Raw genomic sequence first — 16,789 nt, forward strand, 5'->3', positions numbered from 1 at the left:
TCGCACCGGAGAACCGGGGTGAGGACTGATGGATGCGGCGGCCAGCGCTTCGCCGAGTTCGGCTGAGCGCGGATGGGCACGCGAAGTCACCTCGCCGAGGCGAGATGCTGGGATGAGTGTAGCACTGCGAACTCCGCCTCCCCAGGGCGCGCCGCGGAGCCGCTCTCCCCCGACCTCGGGCGTGCGCCGCGCGCCGCGTCACGGCTCGCGAGACTCGAGCGATGATCCCCGTTCCGGCCCGCGCGTCCCGCGCCGCGGCGGCCCTGCTGACCCTTGCGGTGTGGGCTTGGCCGGTCGCGGATCCGATCGTGCTCGCGCGCCCCTACCTGGCTCCCGCCACGCCCTACGGGGCGGGCCACCGCGGGGTCGACCTGCGCGCCGACGAGGGGGCCGAGATCCGCTCCCCCGCCGACGGCGTCGTGCACTTCGCCGGCGTCGTCGTCGACCGGCCGGTGCTGTCGATCCGACATGCGGATGGCGTCATCTCGAGTTTCGAACCGGTCGTCGCGGTCGTGGCCGCCGGCGACTCGGTGCGGCGCGGGCAGCTGGTCGGCCACCTCGAGGCCGGCCATTGCGCGCTCCCCTGTCTGCACCTGGGAGCGCGCATCGGCGGCGACTACGTCAACCCGCTGCTGTTCCTCGGGGGTCTCCCCCGATCCGTGTTGTTGCCGACGAGGGCACCACCTTGAGTTCGGCCGAGACGGCGCGACCCGGCCACCAGAATCGCTCGCCGGTGAGGAAGGCCAGCGCCGGCACGATCACGGTGCGCACGAGCAGGGTGTCGAGCAGCACGCCGATGCAGACGATGATGCCGATCTGCGTGAGCGTGATGAGAGGGAGCACGCCGAGCACAGCGAACACGGCGGCGAGCAGGATTCCGGCGCTCGTGATCACGCCGCCGGTCGCGGCGAGCGCGCGGATCATGCCCTGGCGCGTCCCGTGCTCGAACGCCTCCTCCCGCGCTCTCGTCACCAGGAAGATGTTGTAGTCCACGCCGAGCGCCACCAGGAACAGGAAGCTGAACAGCACCACGTTGGTGTCCACCGCGGGGAAGCCGAACAGGCTGTCGAACAGCAGCCAGCTGGCGCCGAGGCTCGCGAAGAACGACGCCACGACGGTCGCCAGCAGCAGCACCGGGGCGACGAGGGCGCGCAGCAGGATCACGAGCACGAGGAAGACGAGGCCCAGGATCAAGGGGATCACGAGCGCCTGGTCGCGCTCCTGCGCGTCACTGACATCGAGGGCCTGCGCATCCAGTCCGCCGACGAGCGCCACCGCGTCGTCGATGGCGTCGCCGTCGATCCCGGTGCCGACCAGCTCGGCGAAGGCGGCGCGCAGCGCTTCGACCGTCGCGAACGACTCCGGCGTCTCGGCGGCGGCGTCAAGCACGACACTGAGCTGCGTGATGGTGCCGTCGCTCTCGCCGATCGCGACGGACTCGACGCCGTCGGTGCCCTCGGCGAGCTCCGCGACCTGCTCGGCGGCGTCCGCCTCGGCGATCACGACCACCGGCGATCCGCTGCCGGCGGAGAACGCCTCCGCGATGATCTCCTGGCCGACGACCGCCTCCGGGACGGCCGTGAACTGCTCGGTCTGAGCGAGACCGACGCGCAGCTGGGTCCCACCCAGGGCGAGCCCGCCGAGCAGCAGGACGCCGATAGTCGCGACGACCGCCGGCTTGCGGGCGACCCGCACGCCGAGTCCGTGCCAGAGACCGCGGTTCATGCTGCCCTCGCTGCCGACGCGTGGGATGTAGGGCCAGAACAGCCCGCGCCCGAACTGGACGAGCGCCGCCGGAAGCACGACGGTGGCGAAGATCATCGCGATCACCACACCGGTGGCGCAGGCGATGCCGAGGGCGCGGTTGCCCGCGAGCTCCGCGAAGACCAGCGTCAGAAGGCTCAGCACCACGGTGCCGCCGCTCGCGATGATCGCGGGGCCCGCTCCGCGCAGAGCGCGCGCCATCGCCTCACGGCGATCCTCGAATACCCGCAGCTCGTCGCGGTAGCGCGCGATCAGCAGCAGGGCGTAGTTGGTGCCGGCACCGAAGACGAGCACCGACAGGATCCCGGTCACCGAGGCATCGAGGGCGATCCCGAAGACCGCGGAGACACGGGTGGCCACAACGCTCGCGAGCCCATCGGCGGTGCCGACGACGACGAGCGGCACGAGCCAGAGCCACGGGCTGCGGTAGGTCACGAGCAGGAGCACCGCCACGACGATCACGGTCGTCAACAGGAGTGTGAAGTCGGCGCCCTCGAAGACCGCGGCGATGTCGACGGCGAAGCCCTCCGGGCCGGTCAGCAGACCCTCAAGACCGGCCGGGAGGTCGGTGTTCGCGATCTCCCGGAGCTCGTCGGCGCGCTCGGCCTGCTCGCCGGCATCCTCCAGCACGTCGAGCGGAACCACCAGCAGCGCCGCCGAGCCGTCATCGGCCACGGTCGGCGGCGGCACGAAGCCGCCGCTCGAGAGGTCGGCGAGCTCGACGCTGCGCTCGACGACCGCGGCGATATCGGCCTGGTCGAGTTCCGCGCCTTCGCGCGAGAACACGAGCAGCGCGCTCGTCGAGTCTGAGCCGGCGAGCGTGTCCTGCAGCGCCGCCGCCCGGGCCGACTCCGCGGAGTCGGGAAGGCCGACCCCCGGCGAGAGTTCGCCCTCGGATCCGCTCCCCATCGCGAACAGTCCGCCCGCGAGCAGGCCGGCGACGACGAGAACGATCCAGGAGGTGCGACGGGAGGTGATGAAGCGCGTGACGGCGTGCATGGCTCTCATTCGATTTTCTAAATACTAGGACTTCGAACAACATAGCGATAAACTCACCTCATGCCAAGCACTCGACCCCGCGCCCGCGATGCCGCGCCGCGCGACGGCGTGCCCCGCGTCGGCGTGCGCGACGCGACGATGCACGTGCGAGAGCTGCTCGAGGTGAGCGCCGACTTCGAGGCGCACGTCGGCAAGCAGCTCGAGGTGAACCACACCGACATGCAGGCGATGGAGCACCTCGTCATGCACGGGAACCTCTCCCCCACCGAGCTGGCGCGGCGACTCGGCATGTCGACCGCCGCGGTGACGACCGTCGTCGACCGCCTCGTCGCGGTCGGCCACGCGACGCGCGAACCGCATCCGACCGACCGGCGCGGCGTGGTCGTCGTGCCGAAGCCGGCCTCGGTGGATCGCGCGATGGCCGCGATCATGCCGATGATCATGGGGATCGATCGGGTGCTCGACGAGTTCACCCCCGAGGATCAGGAGATCGTCACGCGCTACCTTTCGCGCGTGCTCGAGGTGTATCGCGCGCAGCTCGAGTAGCGACGGCCCGGCGTCGCCGCCTCAGGCGCGCGGGTGCGCGAGCCGGTAGCTCTCGCGCAGCCGCTCGGTCGACACGTGCGTGTAGATCTGCGTCGTCGACAGGCTGGAGTGCCCGAGCAGCTCCTGCACGGCGCGCAGATCGGCTCCCCCATCGAGCAGATGCGTCGCCGCGGTGTGCCGCAGCGTGTGCGGACCGGACGGACCGGAGCCGGGCAGGTCGACGAGCAGCCGGGCGATCACCTGGTACACCGACCGGGTGTCGATCGCGCCGCCGCGCACCCCGACGAACAGCGAGCCGGAGTCGACGCGATCGCGCACGAGCTCCGGCCGCGAACGCGTCTGATAGGCGTCGAGGGCGCGCGCCGCGGGCCCCCCATACGGCACGACGCGCTCCTTGCCGCCCTTGCCGAGCACCCGCACGGTGCGACGGGCGGGATCAAGCGATTCGGGACGGAGCGCGGCGAGCTCGCTCACCCGGATGGCGGAGGCGTAGAGCAGCTCGACGATCGCCAGGTCGCGGATGGCGACGGCGTCGCCCGTTGCGGCCCGGGCGGCGAGCCCCGAGAAGAGGTCGTCCATCTGCGCACGGGTCAGAACGCGGGGCAGATGCTGGTCCGGTCGCGGGGCGCGCAGCCGTGCCGCCGGGTCGGCTGCCAGCTGACCGTGGTCGACGAGCCAGGCGGTGAAGGCGCGCACCGCAGCGGTGCGGCGCGCCAGGGTCGCGCTCGCGAGGCCGCGCTGCGCCGAGAGCCAGAGCCATTCGCGCAGCAGCTCAAGATCGAGACCCGCGACCTCGGTGACCGCGCGCTCGGCCGCGACCTCCGCCAGCTCCGTCAGGTCGGTGCGATAGCCGCGCACCGTGTGCGCCGACAGACCCCGCTCGGTCTCAAGGGAGCGGGCAAAGCGGTCGATCGCAGCGGACACCTGCATGGGTTCCATGGTCGCGCGCGGGAGCCGCGTTGCCGTGCGGCCACGCCGCATCGGGCGACGCCGACGCCGCCGCGCCGATCGTGGCACACGCCGCAGCGTTCAGCTCGAGCTGGCCCCGCCCGAGGCGTCCGCGTCGGCGACGTTGAAGGTGGAGGACTTGTCCGAGAACGCGGCGCGGCGCTCCTCCGGGGTCATCGCCGCCAGCCGCTCCAGCACAGCGTCGGAGAAGCCGGCGACCTGCGGCGCCTCGGTAATGGGCACGATCGAGTGCACGACGCCGGAGTCGTAGACGTTGACGACGTTGACCGACTGCGCCGCGTCGATCCCGCGCAGGGTGCCGCGCGGCGCGCTCACGTCGATCGTGTAGCAGGTGGCGGCAGCCACCGAGACCGGGATGCCCGCGAACGTGCCGTGCGTCGAGTGGTGCAGGTGGCCCGCGAGGATCGCGCGCACGTCGCTGCCGCGCAGCACATCGGCGAGCTGCGGCTGGTTGTCGAGTTCGAGGATCGCCATCAGCTCCACGGGGCTCGGCAGCGGCGGGTGGTGCAGGGCGAGGATGGTGCCATCCGGTGCGGGGGTGGCGAGCACCCGACGCAGCCAGTCGAGCTGCTCGTCGGTGATGTCGCCGTGGTGGAATCCGGGCACGGTCGAGTCGAGCACGACGACGCGGAGCCCGCCGAGCTGGTGGACGCGGTCCAGCGGTTCGCCGCCGTTGGCCTCGTCGAGCAGTTCGGCGGCGAACGGTCCGCGCTCGTCGTGGTTGCCCATCACCCAGATGATCTCGGCCCCGAGCCGCGTCGCGGCCGGTTCGATGAGGGCGCGGAGCCGCCGGTAGGCATCCGGCTCGGCGAGGTCGGCGAGGTCACCCGTGATGACGATGCCCGAGGGGCGCACCCCGGAGCGCTCCAGCTGCTCGAAGGCCCGGCCCAGCGCGAGGTCGGTGTCGACGGCCCCGTACAGGGGCGCGTGGCCGGCGAGGAAGTGCGTGTCGCTGATGTGCACGAGCGTGTGCCGCGGAGCCGGATAGTGACCCAGCTGAACGAACCCCGGCGCCTCGGATCCCACCATGTTGCCTCCCACCGTCGCGTGCACTCGGGGGAACTCTAGTCGGCACGGGCGACCTCCCGGCGGTCCGCCGCGGCCTTGAGCCATCCGGTGGGGCGCTCACGCACCCGCCCGTCGAGGTCGAGCAGGCCGAGCGTTGCACGCACCTGGTCGACGGCGAGCCCGGCGGCCGCGGCGACGTTGTCGATCGTGCGCGGGCTCCGCTCGCTGAGGGCGTCGAGCACCCGCGACTCGAGGCCGCTCACGTCGGAAGATGCCGCCGAGTCCGGAGCACTCGGCACGCTGCCGCTCGCCGCGGCGGTGCTCTCTCCCGTCGCGAGCTCGGCCGCCTCGCCCGGATTCGTCACGCACACCACCGGCGCCTCCCGCAGCAGCCGGTGACAGCCCGCCGACGCCGAACTGGTGACCGGCCCGGGGACGACGCCGACCGGACGACCGAGTGCGAGGGCGTGGTGGGCGGTGTTGAGCGAGCCGGAGCGCCAACCCGCCTCCACGACGACCGTCGCGCAGGTCGCCGCGGCGATCAACCTGTTGCGCTGCAGGAAGCGCCAGCGGGTGGGGGCCGTGCCGCACGGCACCTCGGCGATCGCGGCGCCTCGCTCGACGACGCGCGTCAGCAGCGCCTCGTGGCCGCTCGGGTAGAACCGGTCGAGCCCGCCCGCGAGCACCGCGATGGTGTCGCCGGAGCTCGCTAGCGCGGAGCGATGCGCGATGCCGTCGATGCCGTAGGCGGCACCCGAGACGATCGCGAAGCCGCGCTCGGCCAAGCCGCTGGCCAGCTCGACCGCCACGTGCTCGCCGTAGCCGGTGGCGGCGCGCGCGCCGACGATCGCGATCGAGTTCTCGAGCGCGTGCAGCGCCTCGCGCCGACCGCGCAGCCACAGCGCGTGCGGCGCGTGCGCTCCCAGATCGTCGAGCAGCGCGGGCCACTCCGGATCGCTCGGCACCACCAGCTGCACGCCGAAGCGCTGCGCCTGGCTGAGGGCGCGGATGACCTGGTGGGAGGATCGGCGCGGTCTCCAGCGCAGCACCGCCTCGCGCAGCAGCTTGACGCCGGGTGAGTCCCCCACCGCCTCCGTCAGCTCCGCGGAGAGCTCGCGCGCGGCGCGTTTCTCGTCGTCACCGAGCCGCACGAGCCGTTCGAGGGCACCCGGTGCGCCGAAGGTCTGCACCAGCAGCCCACTCAGCGCATCCCCGGGTTCGGCGAGGTGGCTCCACGCGGCCCGAGCGAACCGCTCCGCCGTCTCGTCGGGCGCGGCTGCGGTTCCCGGCGCGCTCACCGCGCGCACGAGCGGGCCTGCCACCTCGTCGTCCACACCTGCGATGCTCATGCCGCCGCCTTTCGAAGCAGAAGTGCCCGACCCACCTGATCGGAGCCGGGTCGGTCGACGCCGTCGAGGTCGGCGATGGTCCACGCGACGCGCACGATGCGGTCGAAGCCGCGCATCGTGATCGCCCCGCGTTCGAGCGCGCGATCGAGCACCCCGGTGGCGCCGGGCGACGGACGGCCCGCGTCGGTGCGAAGCCAGGCTCCGGGCACGTGCGCATTGAGCCGCCACGGGGTGCCGCGCAGTCGGCTCCGGGACCGCTCGCGCGCCGTCGCGACGCGAGCGTGGGCGTGCGCCGAGTCGGTCGTCTGAGATCCCGACAGGCGCAGCTGGGCGGCCGTCATCCGAGGAACACGCAGCTGGATGTCGACCCGATCCAGCAGCGGTCCGCTGAGCCGGCCGAGATAGCGTCGCCGGGCCATCGCCGTGCAGGTGCAGACCAGGTCGCGGGCGCCCGCGTTGCCGCACGGGCAGGGGTTGGCCGCCAGCAGGAGCTGAAACCGGGCCGGGAACTGCGCGGTCGCGTTGGCGCGCGCGATACGGATGACTCCCGACTCCAGCGGCTGCCGCAGCGCATCCAGCGCACCGGGGGCGAACTCCGGGGCCTCGTCGAGGAACAGCACTCCGTGCGCCGCCCGCGCCGCGGCACCCGGCCGGATCAGCGTGCTGCCGCCGCCGACGATCGCCGCCGCACTCGCGGTGTGGTGCGGGGCCTCCAGCGGCGGACGCACGGGCAGCTCCCCGGCCACGGGCAGCCCCGCGAGCGAACGGATGCAGGAGACCTCGAGCGCCTCCGCCGGTTCCAGATCGGGAAGAATGCCCGGCAGTCGCGCCGCGAGCATCGTCTTGCCCGCACCGGGCGGCCCCAGCAGGAACATGTGGTGCCCGCCCGCGGCGGCGACCTGCAGCGCCTCGACCGCGTCACGGTTGCCCAGGATGTCAGAGAGGTCTCCGGCCCGCTCCTCGGTTGCCTCGTGCGCGATCGGCGCGAGGGCGAGCGGCTCGACCTCGACGGGCTCCAGCTCGGCGCCGTGCCAGATCGCCGCGTCGCGGAGGCTCGCGATCGACACGACCCGGATTCCGGGGACCAGCGCCGCCTCCGCCGCGTTGCCCGCCGGCACCAGCACAGTGGCGAACCCCGCCCGCCGGGCCGCCAGCACCGCAGGCAGCACTCCCGGCAGCGGGCGGAGCCGCCCGTCGAGCCCGAGCTCGCCGACGTGCACCACTCCCGCGACCGAGTCGGCCGAGACGGCGCCGTCGGCCGCAAAGGCAGCCATGGCGATCGCGAGGTCGAAGCCGGAGCCGTGTTTGGGCAGCGCCGCGGGCGAGAGGTTGATGGTGAGCTTGCGCGACGGCAGTGGGATCCCCGAGTTCTGGGCCGCCGCCCGCACGCGATCGCGCGCCTCCCCGAGCGCCGCATCGGGGAGCCCGATGAGCACGAAGCCGGGAAGCTGCTGCGAGATGTCGGCCTCGATCTCCACCACGGCGCCGTCGATGCCGAGCAGCGCGATCGCGTGGGCGCGCCCGACCGGCATCAGAACACCCCCTCGAGGTGGTCGATGCGCGCGGGCGCGTCGACCGGCGCGATCACCCCGACCGCGTCGATGCGGATCCGGCCCACCGGCAGGCCGGCGGCGCGCCGGTGCTCGCACCACTCCCCCGCGAGCCGGCGGAGCCTCGCGAGCTTGACCATGGTGATCGCCTCCAGCGGATGCCCGTAGCCGAGCCCCGCGCGCGTCTTCACCTCGACGAACACCGTCTCGTCGCCGTCGCGCAGCACCAGGTCGATCTCGCCGCTCGGGCAGCGCCAGTTGCGATCGAGCACGACCAGCCCGCGCTCGGTGAGGTGGTGCTCCGCGATGCGCTCACCGCGCCGCCCGAGTTCGTCTTTGGCTGCCATGCCCCGAGGATGCGCGCGCGCACCCGGGCGCGAACGAGCCGGAACAGGATCGGCGCACTTGGCGTCGAAACGAGGTCTGCGGAGGAGTCGTCCGCACGGCGGCGCGAGACCGCTCCGAGCGCCCGCCGCGCGGCTACTCGGCTACTCGGCTTCTCGGCTACGCGGCTACGCGGCTACTCGGGCGAGCCGAGGTCTCCGGACTCCTCGAGCTCGCGCCGCCGCCGCTGCGCGGCGCGCGTCAGCGCCCAGGTGACGCCGATCACGAGGCCGACCATCACCAGGGTGACCGTCAGCACGATCGGGAGGTAGAGATCCACGAATGCCTACTCGTCGAGCGCGAGCTCCTTGGGGAGCTCCAGATCCTTGTCGCCGCGCACCTCGACGTTGACGTCTTTGAAGGTGAGCACGCGCACGCTCTTCACGAAGCGGTCGGCGCGGTAGACATCCCACACCCAGACGTCGTTCATCGTCAGCTCGAAATAGAAGTCATGCTCGGTGTCCTTGCGCTCGAGCGACACCTCGTTCGCGAGGTAGAAGCGGCGCTCCGTCTCGACCACGTACTTGAACTGTCCCACCACGTCGCGGTACTCGCGGTAGAGGGCCAACTCGACCTCACGGTCGTAGTCCTCAAACTCGTCGTCATCCACGGCTGCGAGTCTAGTTCGTCATGCGCCCGGCGACTCGACCGCGACATCCAGCGTGGGTTCGCGTAGCCACGAGCGACGGTGCAGGGGATGCGGACCGCGCGCCTCCACGGCCGCATAGTGCGCGGCGCTCGCGTAGCCCTTGTTGCTCGCCCAGCCGAACTCGGGAGCCTCCTCGTGGGCCGCGATCATCAGGCGATCGCGGTGCACCTTCGCGAGCACCGAGGCGGCCGCCACGACCGCGCAGTCCCGGTCGGCCTTGACCTGCGTGATGACCCGCGGCAGCACGCTGCGCCGCGGCAGGGCGGCCGTCAGCCAGTCGTGCGAGCCGTCAAGCAGCACGACGGCGCCCTGGAAGTCGACACCGGATGCGTGCAGCTCACCGAGAGCGCGACTGGCCGCGAGGCCGAGCGCCGCGATGATCCCGCGCGCCTCCACCTCGGCGGGGGTCGCCAGTCCCACCGCCGAACGGGGCAGCCAGGCGCGGGCGAGCGGCTCGAGCGCGTCGCGCCGCTTCTCGCTCAGCAGCTTGGAGTCGCGAAGCCCCGCCGGCACCGGGGCCGCATCGAGCTCGTCGAGCGAGGCCGCCGACACCCCCACGGCGACGGGACCGGCGATCGCGCCGCGGCCCACCTCGTCGCAGCCGATGACGAGCGAAGCCCCGTCGGCGAACAGGGCGCGCTCCCGTTCCAGGGTCGGCTCAGCGACAGCCATCGCGGCGGATCACTCGCCGCCCGTCGTGGCCTGCGGGCTCGGGGTCCCGCTCTCGTCCGTCTCGTCGTCGCCGGACGGCGTCGAGACCGCGTCGTCGACACCGGCGAACGCGAACTCGTGGTTGTCGAGCCACGTCCAGCGATCGACCGGCCACGAGATCAGGACGGCGCGCCCCACGACGTGATCGAACGGGACGAAGCCGTTGCCCGGCTTGTCTCGGTTGTAGCGCGAATCGGCCGACTCATAGCGGTTGTCGCCCATCACCCACAGCGAGTCCTCCGGCACCGTGACGGTGAAGTCGTCGCGGGAGACCTTGGTCACCCCGTCCGGCAGCTTCACGTAGGGCTCGTCGATCGGGACCCCGTTGATCGAGAGGCGGCCGTACTCGTCGCAGCAGGTCACGACGTCGCCCGGCAGGCCGATGACGCGCTTGATGAGGTGATCGTTGCTGTCCGGCGCCGTCAGACCGACGAACGACAGCACCCAGTCGAAGGCGGCCGCGAGCGGCTCCTGCTCCACCGTCGGCTGCGGGACGAGCCACCCGCCCGGATCCTGGAACACGACGATGTCACCGCGCGAGATCGGCACCAGTTCGGGCACCAGCTCGTTGACGATGATGCGATCGTTGACCAGCAGCGTCGACTCCATCGACTCCGACGGGATGTAGAACGAGCGGATCAGGAACGTCTTGATGAGGAACGAGATGACGACCGCGGCGACAAGGATGATGAAGACGTCGCGCAGGAAGCGCAGCACTCCGGAGCCGCGACGCGGTCGTTCGGACTCTGGGGCCTCGGAGGGAGGCGCCAGCGGAAGGGATCGCTCGGATCGCGGTCGTTCTGAATACATTGCACCTCGGTTGGCTCGAAGCAAGCATAGGTTGCAACTGCGCTCACACGGCGGTAGCACTCACCACGTGTGTCGAGTCGCACTCACGGTTCACCGACCGTGAAACGACGAATCCCGGCGCCGGAGGACCGGGCCGGGATTCGAGCGGGACAGCTCGAGAACTCAGTTCTCGCGCTTCTCCTTGATCTTCGCCTTCTTGCCGCGCAGGTTGCGGAGGTAGTAGAGCTTCGCGCGACGCACGTCACCGCGGGTGACGATCTCGATGTGATCGATCACCGGGGAGTGCACCGGGAAGGTGCGCTCGACGCCCACCTGGAAGCTGATCTTGCGGACCGTGAAGGTCTCGCGGATGCCCTCGTTGGAGCGGCCGATGACGACGCCCTGGAAGACCTGGATACGCGAGCGCGAACCTTCGACGATGTTGACGTGCACCTTGACGGTGTCGCCCGGACGGAAGTCGGGGATGTCGCTGCGCAGGTTGGCTGCGTCGACGGAGTCGAGAATGTGCATGTCAGTTCGCTCTCTGCGTTCGCCACAGGTCGGGACGCGGGGTATCGGTGATGAAGAAGAAATGTTGTGCTGTTCGGCAGAACCGCGACTCCCCTATGGCAGAGTCGCGCCGGGCACAAACGCTTATTCTGCCACATTCGGGACCTCTCGGAAAACCGGCTGGCGCCGAGCCGCGCTGGCGACGGCCGAAGTGGCTAGGCTCATCCGGTGATTGAATTGCGCACCCCGGCCGAAATCGATGAGATGCGCGCCGCCGGCGCGTTCGTGGCGAGCGTTCTGGAGGCCACGCGCGACGCGGCCGCCGTCGGCGTCAACCTGCTCGAGCTCGACGCGCTCGCGCACGACATGATCCGCTCCGCGGGCGCCGAATCCTGCTACATCGACTATCACCCGTCGTTCGGCGGCTCGCCGTTCGGCAAGGTCATCTGCACCTCGGTCAACGACGGCGTGCTGCACGGCCTCCCCCACGACTACGCACTGCAGGACGGCGACCTGCTCACGCTCGACTTCGCGGCGGGCCTCAACGGCTGGGTCTCCGACTCTGCCCTGACGATCGCCGTCGGCACGCCCCGCGAGGAGGATCTGCGCCTGATCGAGATCACGGAGAAGGCGCTCGAGGCCGGAATCGCGGCCGCGGTCGTCGGCAACAAAGTGGGCGACATCTCCGGCGCGATCGGCGAGGTCGCCAAGGCGAACCGGCTGAAGATCAACCTCGACTTCGGCGGGCATGGCGTCGGTCGCATCATGCACGGCGACCCGCACATCCCGAACGACGGGCGCCGCGGACGCGGTCTGCCGCTGCGCGCCGGCCTGGTGTTCGCGATCGAGCCGTGGTTCCTGCACACCACCAACAAGATCTACACGGATGCGGACGGCTGGACGCTGCGCTCGCGCGACGGCTCCCGCGGCGCGCACGCGGAGCACACGGTGGCGATCACCGACGACGGCCCCGTCATCCTGACGCAGCGCTCGAGCTAGGACTCCGTCGGCGGCAGCAGCTCCGGCCGCACACGCCGGGTGCGCTCCACCTGCTGCTCGCGACGCCAGGCGGCGATCGCGGCGTGGTTGCCGCTGAGCAGGATCGGCGGCGTCTCCAGGCCCCGCCAGACGGCGGGCTTGGTGTAGCTGGGGTACTCGAGCAGGCCGTCCTCGTGGCTCTCCTCGACAAGGCTCTCGGGGTTTCCCACCATGCCCGGCACGAGACGGCCGATCGCCTCGACCATCGCCATCACGGCGACCTCGCCGCCGTTCAGCACGTAGTCGCCGAGGCTGACCTCCCGCACCTCCGCGACCTCCGGACGGGTGCGGGCGTGCTCGATCACCCGCTGATCGATGCCCTCGTAGCGGCCGCAGCAGAACACCAGGTGCGCGGTGTCGCTCAGCTCGCGCGCGGCGGCCTGGGTGAACAGCGAGCCGGCCGGGCTCGGGAAGATGAGCACCGCATCGGAGGCGTCGGTGAGCACCGCATCGAGCGCCTCGCCCCACGGCTCCGGCTTCATGACCATGCCGGCGCCGCCGCCGGCGGGCGTGTCATCGACAGTGCGGTGACGATCGTGCGTGAAGTCGCGCAGGTCGTGCACGCGGACGTCGATCAGGCCTGTCGCGCGCGCCTTGCCGAGCAGGGAGACGTCGAGCACGGAGAAGAACTCCGGGAAGATCGTGACGATGTCGATGCGCACCCGTTGAGCCTAGCCACCTCGGCGGGCGACGCTACTCGGCGTCGTTCCGCGGCGTCGGCGCCGATCTGCGCTGCTCCGCGGCGGCGGACGGCGCTGCGGCGGCCTTCTCCTTCCGCCCCTGCTTCCGAAACTCGGAGATTCGGCCGCTTCGTCCACGGCTCGTGGATGAGAGCGCCGCGCATCCGACTTTCGGGCCCTTCACTCCGACGTCGGCGCGAAGTTCTCCCCTGAGCGCGGCGACGACCGTGCCTCAACACGGTCCGAGCGCCACACTCGGCCGATGCGAATCCTGCAGGTGATGGAACATGGCTCGGGCGTCGCGTCGACCCGCACACTGCGCGACGCCGGCATCTCACGAGCGGAGATCGCCCGCGCACTCGCCGATGGGACCATCCGACGGATCGCCCGCGGGTGGTATGCGACGCGTTTCGCTCCGCCGGACGTGGTGCGCGCGGCCCAGTGCGGCGGGCGACTCACCTGCGCGAGCGCGCTGGCACTGCGCGGCGTATGGGTGCTTCGCCCGTCCACCGCGCATGTCGCACTGTGGCCGGGGGCGCGAGGCCGCCGCGTCGCGGGCACGCGCCTCCACTGGCACGGGACTCCGCTTCAGGGCGGAGCGCCCCTCGACTCGACCCCCGACGCGCTCGCGCAGCTCTGCCGATGCGGGAGCCTCGCCGAGATCGTCGTCGCCGCCGACTCCATCCTGAACCTCGGCCTGGCCACGCAGACGGAGGTGCTGCGGGCGCTGTCCACGACCGGGACCGGACGCCGGGCTGCTCGGCATGTCGACGGTTCAAGCCAATCCGGACTCGAATCCCTGGCGCGCCTGGCACTACAACGTCGACGAGTCGGCGTGCGAACGCAGGTCCGGATCGATGGGATCGGCATCGTCGACCTGCTGATCGGCGACCGACTCGTGCTTGAGCTCGACGGTGAGCAGTGGCACGGCGGCGAGCGGTTCGAACAGGATCGCGCACGAGATCTCGCCCTGATCGCCCGGGGCTACGTCGTCATCCGGCTGAGCTACCGCCAGGTGATGGACCAGTGGACAGCGTGCGAAGCGCTGCTGCTCGGCTTGGTGCGTCGGCGCGAGCACCTGTGGCGCGCCCGTGACGCAGACGACGGGCACGCACCGCGCGCCTACCGGCGATCGCGAACTCGGTGACCGCTCGCCAACGCCCGCCGCGGGTGTGCCGACGGGCCGCGCTGCGTCGGTGCCGGTGCGCGCTCGGGGGCGCGCTTCCGCGCAAGATCGGAACCCAGCCGCAGTCGTCCACGCGTCGTGGACGAGATGGCCGAATCTCCGACTTTGCGAAAGGGGAGGCGGAGCTATTCGGCGGCGTCAGTCTCGGCGTCGGCTGTCTGGGCGGCGTCGGTCTCGACAGCGGAGTCGGTCGAATCGGAAGACGCGGGAGACGCGGCCGGTTCGGGCTCCTCGGGCAGGTCTTCGAAGAGTCCCGCGGGCGGCGTCACGGTGACGCGGCCGGCGGCGACGTCGACCTCGGGAACGATCGCCGCCACGAAGGGCACGAGCACCTCGCGCTCGTCGGTGCGGATGGCGAGCAGGTCCTGCGCCGGGAAGTGGTCGACGCGCACGACGCGGCCGATCTCGACCCCGTCGCGGAAGGCCTTGAGTCCGACGAGCTGGTGGTCGTACCAGGCGTCCTTCTCTTCGGGAAGCTCCGCGGTCTCCTGGTCGACCCAGAGGATGGCCTTCACGAGCGTCTCGGCGGCAGTGCGGTCGTTGACGCCGACGAAGAAGCCGACCGGCTGCGCGTTGTACCAGCGCAGCTCGATGAGCTCAAGAGTCTTGCCGTGCCACGGCGACGACGACGGAACCTGCAGCGAGAAGCTCGATCCCGGCGCGAACCGGCGATCCGGGTCGTCGGTGTACAGCTCGATCTTGAGCGCGCCCTTGAGCCCGTGCGCTTTCGTCAGCCGCCCGACTCGGAGCTGCGTGACGCCGGCGCGCGGACCGGACCCTCCACCGGGTCGGGGAGCTGTGGGGCTCACGCCTCGTCGGTGTCGACGACGTCAACGCGAACGCGTCGGCCATCGGCGAGGGCGTTGACGAGCGTGCGCAGTGCCTTGGCCGTGCGACCGGCGCGGCCGATCACGCGGCCGAGGTCCTCGGGGTGCACGCGCACCTCGAGGACCTCCCCACGAGCAGAGCTCGAGGAATCCACCTGAACATCGTCGGGATGCTCGACGATCCCCGTGACGAGATGCTTCAGAGCGGATGCCAGCATGATGACTACGCCTGGTCGGCGTCGGCCGGAGCTTCGGCGGGAGCCTCCGCAGGAGCCTCCTCGGCGGCCGCCTCAGCCTTGGCTTCGGCCTTCTTCTCCGCCTTGGGCTTGAGAACCGGCTTCTTCTTCTCGTCGACGACGAACGCGACGGGCGCTTCCTTGGTCTTGATGGTGCTCTTGGCACCCTTCTCGCCCTTGAACATGCCCCAGTCGCCCGAGAGCTTGAGCAGCGCCGCGACCTGCTCGGTCGGCTGCGCGCCGACGCTCAGCCAGTACTGCGCGCGCTCGGAGTCGATCTCGATGAACGAGGGCTCCTCGGTCGGGTGGTACTTCCCGATCTCTTCGATGACGCGACCGTCGCGCTTGGTGCGCGAGTCGGCAACGACGATTCGGTAGTACGGCGCACGGATCTTTCCGAGGCGCTTGAGGCGGATCTTGACAGCCACGATTCTCCTGAAACGTTGAATGAAGGTCGAACTGCTCCCGTGCGCGTGGGGCACACTCGGCAGGAAAGTTCTGAAGGGGGATCGTCCGCGACCGGATAGAGGGTCGGGCAGCGGGGACCCAAAGAACTATTCTGGCAGATTTCGGCGGCAACTGTGAACAGGTCGGCGGATGCGCAGGATCAGGTGGCGGCGGGCGGCACCGCGGCAGGCGGCGGCGCGGCGGGCTGACGCGGCCGCCGACGGCTGAGCGCCACCCCGAACAGGCAGATCGCTCCCCCGACGACGGCGAGGATCGCCGGAACCTCGCCGAGCACGATCCAGGCGAGCAGGATGACGAGCGGGGGCACGATGTAGGTGGAGACGCCGAGACGCCCGGCGGGCATCCGAGCCAGGGCGTAGCCCCAGGTCGTGAACGCGAGCGCCGTGGGCACCACGCCGAGGTAGACGACTCCGACGAGCGCGGCTGCGCTCGCGGAGCTCGCCTCGCTCACGAGCTGTCCGAGGAAGGGCAGGGTCGCCAGCGCGCCGACGACACAGCCGACGAACGTGGTCTGGATCGCCGGGATCCGCCGCGACACCGGCTTCTGGGCGATCACCCCGGCGGCATAGGTGGCGGCGGCGAGCAGCGCCCACAGCATCCCCGGAACGTCGACCTCGCGACCGGGCACGGCGAGACTGGACGCGAGCCCGATGACGACGACACCCGAGAAGGCGACGAGCGCGCCGATGACGAGCCACCGCGGAATGCCCTCCCCCAGCAGCACTCCCGCCCCGAGTGCGATCAGGATCGGCCCGATGTTGACGATCATCGCGGTCGTGCCGGCGTCGAGCGTGTGCTCGGCGAGGTTGAGGGCCACGTTGTAGGCACCGAACCAGGCGATGCCGTACAGGGCCAGCAGCAGCCATTCGCGGCGGGTGGGGTGCACCCACGTGCGGCGCACCGCGACGAGCAGCCCGAGGGCGACCGCGCCGACGAGCAGCCGACCCAGCGCGAGCGCGCCGCCGCCGATCTCGGGCGCGACATCGCGGATGACGACGAAGGCGCTCGCCCAGGCCAGCAGGGTGACGACGATCGCGGCCACGATGGCCGGACTGCCGGTGGACCTCGGGCCGGGCGACTGATTCACGAGATCAGGCTAGGCGGTGCGGGCGACGGGCTCCGCATG

The 16,789-nt window shown here is 71.2% G+C and carries 20 protein-coding genes; 4 read left to right on the forward strand and 16 right to left on the reverse strand.

Features of this window, described 5'->3' with window-relative positions; all coding sequences use genetic code 11:
• Nucleotides 1–221 precede the first annotated feature (221 nt).
• Nucleotides 222–689 (forward strand): peptidoglycan DD-metalloendopeptidase family protein, encoded by a 468-nt coding sequence (locus ACR3ZA_RS04005; RefSeq protein ID WP_473660401.1) that lies wholly within the window; start codon nt 222–224, stop codon nt 687–689.
• Here ACR3ZA_RS04005 and ACR3ZA_RS04010 read toward each other — a convergent pair.
• Nucleotides 622–2,763: an MMPL family transporter gene (locus ACR3ZA_RS04010; RefSeq protein ID WP_486179546.1), complete on the reverse strand. Its 2,142-nt coding sequence runs from the start codon at nt 2,761–2,763 to the stop codon at nt 622–624. The two genes, ACR3ZA_RS04005 and ACR3ZA_RS04010, sit on opposite strands and share 68 nt — an antisense overlap.
• Before the next feature lie 60 nt (nt 2,764–2,823).
• Between ACR3ZA_RS04010 and ACR3ZA_RS04015 the strand changes: the two genes are divergently transcribed.
• Nucleotides 2,824–3,309 (forward strand): MarR family transcriptional regulator, encoded by a 486-nt coding sequence (locus ACR3ZA_RS04015; protein WP_473660405.1) that lies wholly within the window; start codon nt 2,824–2,826, stop codon nt 3,307–3,309.
• Between the two features lie 21 nt (nt 3,310–3,330).
• Here the strand turns inward: ACR3ZA_RS04015 and ACR3ZA_RS04020 are convergent, their stop codons facing one another.
• From ACR3ZA_RS04020 to rplS, 10 genes are all read right to left on the reverse strand, one after another.
• Nucleotides 3,331–4,239, reverse strand: a complete 909-nt coding sequence (locus ACR3ZA_RS04020; protein WP_473660407.1) for a tyrosine-type recombinase/integrase — start codon at nt 4,237–4,239, stop codon at nt 3,331–3,333.
• A gap of 99 nt (nt 4,240–4,338) precedes the next feature.
• Nucleotides 4,339–5,307, reverse strand: a complete 969-nt coding sequence (locus ACR3ZA_RS04025; RefSeq protein ID WP_473660410.1) for a metallophosphoesterase — start codon at nt 5,305–5,307, stop codon at nt 4,339–4,341.
• A 35-nt stretch (nt 5,308–5,342) separates the two neighbouring features.
• Entirely contained in the window at nt 5,343–6,635 is a 1,293-nt protein-coding gene (gene dprA, locus ACR3ZA_RS04030) for a DNA-processing protein DprA (RefSeq protein WP_473660412.1), read from the reverse strand.
• Nucleotides 6,632–8,167, reverse strand: coding sequence for a YifB family Mg chelatase-like AAA ATPase (locus ACR3ZA_RS04035; RefSeq protein ID WP_473660414.1), 1,536 nt, complete (start codon nt 8,165–8,167; stop codon nt 6,632–6,634). Before ACR3ZA_RS04035 ends, dprA begins: the two co-directional genes overlap by 4 nt.
• Nucleotides 8,167–8,532: a YraN family protein gene (locus ACR3ZA_RS04040; protein WP_473660416.1), complete on the reverse strand. Its 366-nt coding sequence runs from the start codon at nt 8,530–8,532 to the stop codon at nt 8,167–8,169. Before ACR3ZA_RS04040 ends, ACR3ZA_RS04035 begins: the two co-directional genes overlap by 1 nt.
• 173 nt (nt 8,533–8,705) lie before the next feature.
• Nucleotides 8,706–8,849 (reverse strand): hypothetical protein, encoded by a 144-nt coding sequence (locus ACR3ZA_RS04045; RefSeq protein ID WP_473660418.1) that lies wholly within the window; start codon nt 8,847–8,849, stop codon nt 8,706–8,708.
• Between the two features lie 6 nt (nt 8,850–8,855).
• Nucleotides 8,856–9,179 (reverse strand): DUF2469 family protein, encoded by a 324-nt coding sequence (locus ACR3ZA_RS04050; protein ID WP_473550611.1) that lies wholly within the window; start codon nt 9,177–9,179, stop codon nt 8,856–8,858.
• Nucleotides 9,180–9,197: 18 nt separating this feature from the next.
• Complete coding sequence (locus tag ACR3ZA_RS04055; RefSeq protein WP_473660420.1) at nt 9,198–9,890, reverse strand: ribonuclease HII; 693 nt, start codon at nt 9,888–9,890, stop codon at nt 9,198–9,200.
• Nucleotides 9,891–9,899: 9 nt separating this feature from the next.
• Nucleotides 9,900–10,646, reverse strand: coding sequence for a signal peptidase I (gene lepB / locus ACR3ZA_RS04060; protein ID WP_473660422.1), 747 nt, complete (start codon nt 10,644–10,646; stop codon nt 9,900–9,902).
• Between the two features lie 255 nt (nt 10,647–10,901).
• Complete coding sequence (gene rplS, locus ACR3ZA_RS04065; RefSeq protein WP_473550619.1) at nt 10,902–11,249, reverse strand: 50S ribosomal protein L19; 348 nt, start codon at nt 11,247–11,249, stop codon at nt 10,902–10,904.
• A 207-nt stretch (nt 11,250–11,456) separates the two neighbouring features.
• On the opposite strand from rplS, the gene map reads away from it, so the two are divergent.
• Nucleotides 11,457–12,227, forward strand: coding sequence for a type I methionyl aminopeptidase (gene map, locus ACR3ZA_RS04070; RefSeq protein WP_473660424.1), 771 nt, complete (start codon nt 11,457–11,459; stop codon nt 12,225–12,227).
• On the opposite strand, the gene trmD is transcribed toward map, so the two are convergent.
• Entirely contained in the window at nt 12,224–12,928 is a 705-nt protein-coding gene (gene trmD, locus ACR3ZA_RS04075; protein WP_473660426.1) for a tRNA (guanosine(37)-N1)-methyltransferase TrmD, read from the reverse strand. The two genes, map and trmD, sit on opposite strands and share 4 nt — an antisense overlap.
• Before the next feature lie 280 nt (nt 12,929–13,208).
• On the opposite strand from trmD, the gene ACR3ZA_RS04080 reads away from it, so the two are divergent.
• A complete protein-coding gene (locus tag ACR3ZA_RS04080; RefSeq protein ID WP_473660428.1) occupies nt 13,209–14,093 on the forward strand; it encodes a type IV toxin-antitoxin system AbiEi family antitoxin domain-containing protein in 885 nt (294 codons plus the stop codon).
• A gap of 164 nt (nt 14,094–14,257) precedes the next feature.
• Here the strand turns inward: ACR3ZA_RS04080 and rimM are convergent, their stop codons facing one another.
• The 4 genes from rimM to ACR3ZA_RS04100 all read right to left on the reverse strand — a co-directional run bounded on the left by rimM (nt 14,258) and on the right by ACR3ZA_RS04100 (nt 16,750).
• Nucleotides 14,258–14,941, reverse strand: coding sequence for a ribosome maturation factor RimM (rimM, locus tag ACR3ZA_RS04085; RefSeq protein WP_473660430.1), 684 nt, complete (start codon nt 14,939–14,941; stop codon nt 14,258–14,260).
• Nucleotides 14,938–15,177, reverse strand: coding sequence for an RNA-binding protein (locus ACR3ZA_RS04090; RefSeq protein ID WP_294179190.1), 240 nt, complete (start codon nt 15,175–15,177; stop codon nt 14,938–14,940). Before ACR3ZA_RS04090 ends, rimM begins: the two co-directional genes overlap by 4 nt.
• 5 nt (nt 15,178–15,182) lie before the next feature.
• The gene (rpsP, locus tag ACR3ZA_RS04095; RefSeq protein ID WP_473660432.1) at nt 15,183–15,623 is read right to left on the reverse strand and encodes a 30S ribosomal protein S16; all 441 of its coding nucleotides are present in this window, start codon (nt 15,621–15,623) and stop codon (nt 15,183–15,185) included.
• Between the two features lie 179 nt (nt 15,624–15,802).
• Nucleotides 15,803–16,750, reverse strand: a complete 948-nt coding sequence (locus ACR3ZA_RS04100; protein WP_473660434.1) for an EamA family transporter — start codon at nt 16,748–16,750, stop codon at nt 15,803–15,805.
• Nucleotides 16,751–16,789 lie beyond the last annotated feature (39 nt).

This window comes from Herbiconiux sp. J20-20, assembly GCF_057365085.1.

Coding starts and splice junctions, on each gene's coding strand:
- ACR3ZA_RS04005 (WP_473660401.1), top strand. CDS start 222: ATGATCCCCGTTCCGGCCCGCGCGTCCCGCGCCGCGGCGGCCCTGCTG.
- ACR3ZA_RS04010 (WP_486179546.1), bottom strand. CDS start 2,763: ATGCACGCCGTCACGCGCTTCATCACCTCCCGTCGCACCTCCTGGATC.
- ACR3ZA_RS04015 (WP_473660405.1), top strand. CDS start 2,824: ATGCCAAGCACTCGACCCCGCGCCCGCGATGCCGCGCCGCGCGACGGC.
- ACR3ZA_RS04020 (WP_473660407.1), bottom strand. CDS start 4,239: ATGCAGGTGTCCGCTGCGATCGACCGCTTTGCCCGCTCCCTTGAGACC.
- ACR3ZA_RS04025 (WP_473660410.1), bottom strand. CDS start 5,307: ATGGTGGGATCCGAGGCGCCGGGGTTCGTTCAGCTGGGTCACTATCCG.
- dprA (WP_473660412.1), bottom strand. CDS start 6,635: ATGAGCATCGCAGGTGTGGACGACGAGGTGGCAGGCCCGCTCGTGCGC.
- ACR3ZA_RS04035 (WP_473660414.1), bottom strand. CDS start 8,167: ATGCCGGTCGGGCGCGCCCACGCGATCGCGCTGCTCGGCATCGACGGC.
- ACR3ZA_RS04040 (WP_473660416.1), bottom strand. CDS start 8,532: ATGGCAGCCAAAGACGAACTCGGGCGGCGCGGTGAGCGCATCGCGGAG.
- ACR3ZA_RS04055 (WP_473660420.1), bottom strand. CDS start 9,890: ATGGCTGTCGCTGAGCCGACCCTGGAACGGGAGCGCGCCCTGTTCGCC.
- rplS (WP_473550619.1), bottom strand. CDS start 11,249: ATGCACATTCTCGACTCCGTCGACGCAGCCAACCTGCGCAGCGACATC.
- ACR3ZA_RS04080 (WP_473660428.1), top strand. CDS start 13,209: ATGCGAATCCTGCAGGTGATGGAACATGGCTCGGGCGTCGCGTCGACC.
- ACR3ZA_RS04090 (WP_294179190.1), bottom strand. CDS start 15,177: ATGCTGGCATCCGCTCTGAAGCATCTCGTCACGGGGATCGTCGAGCAT.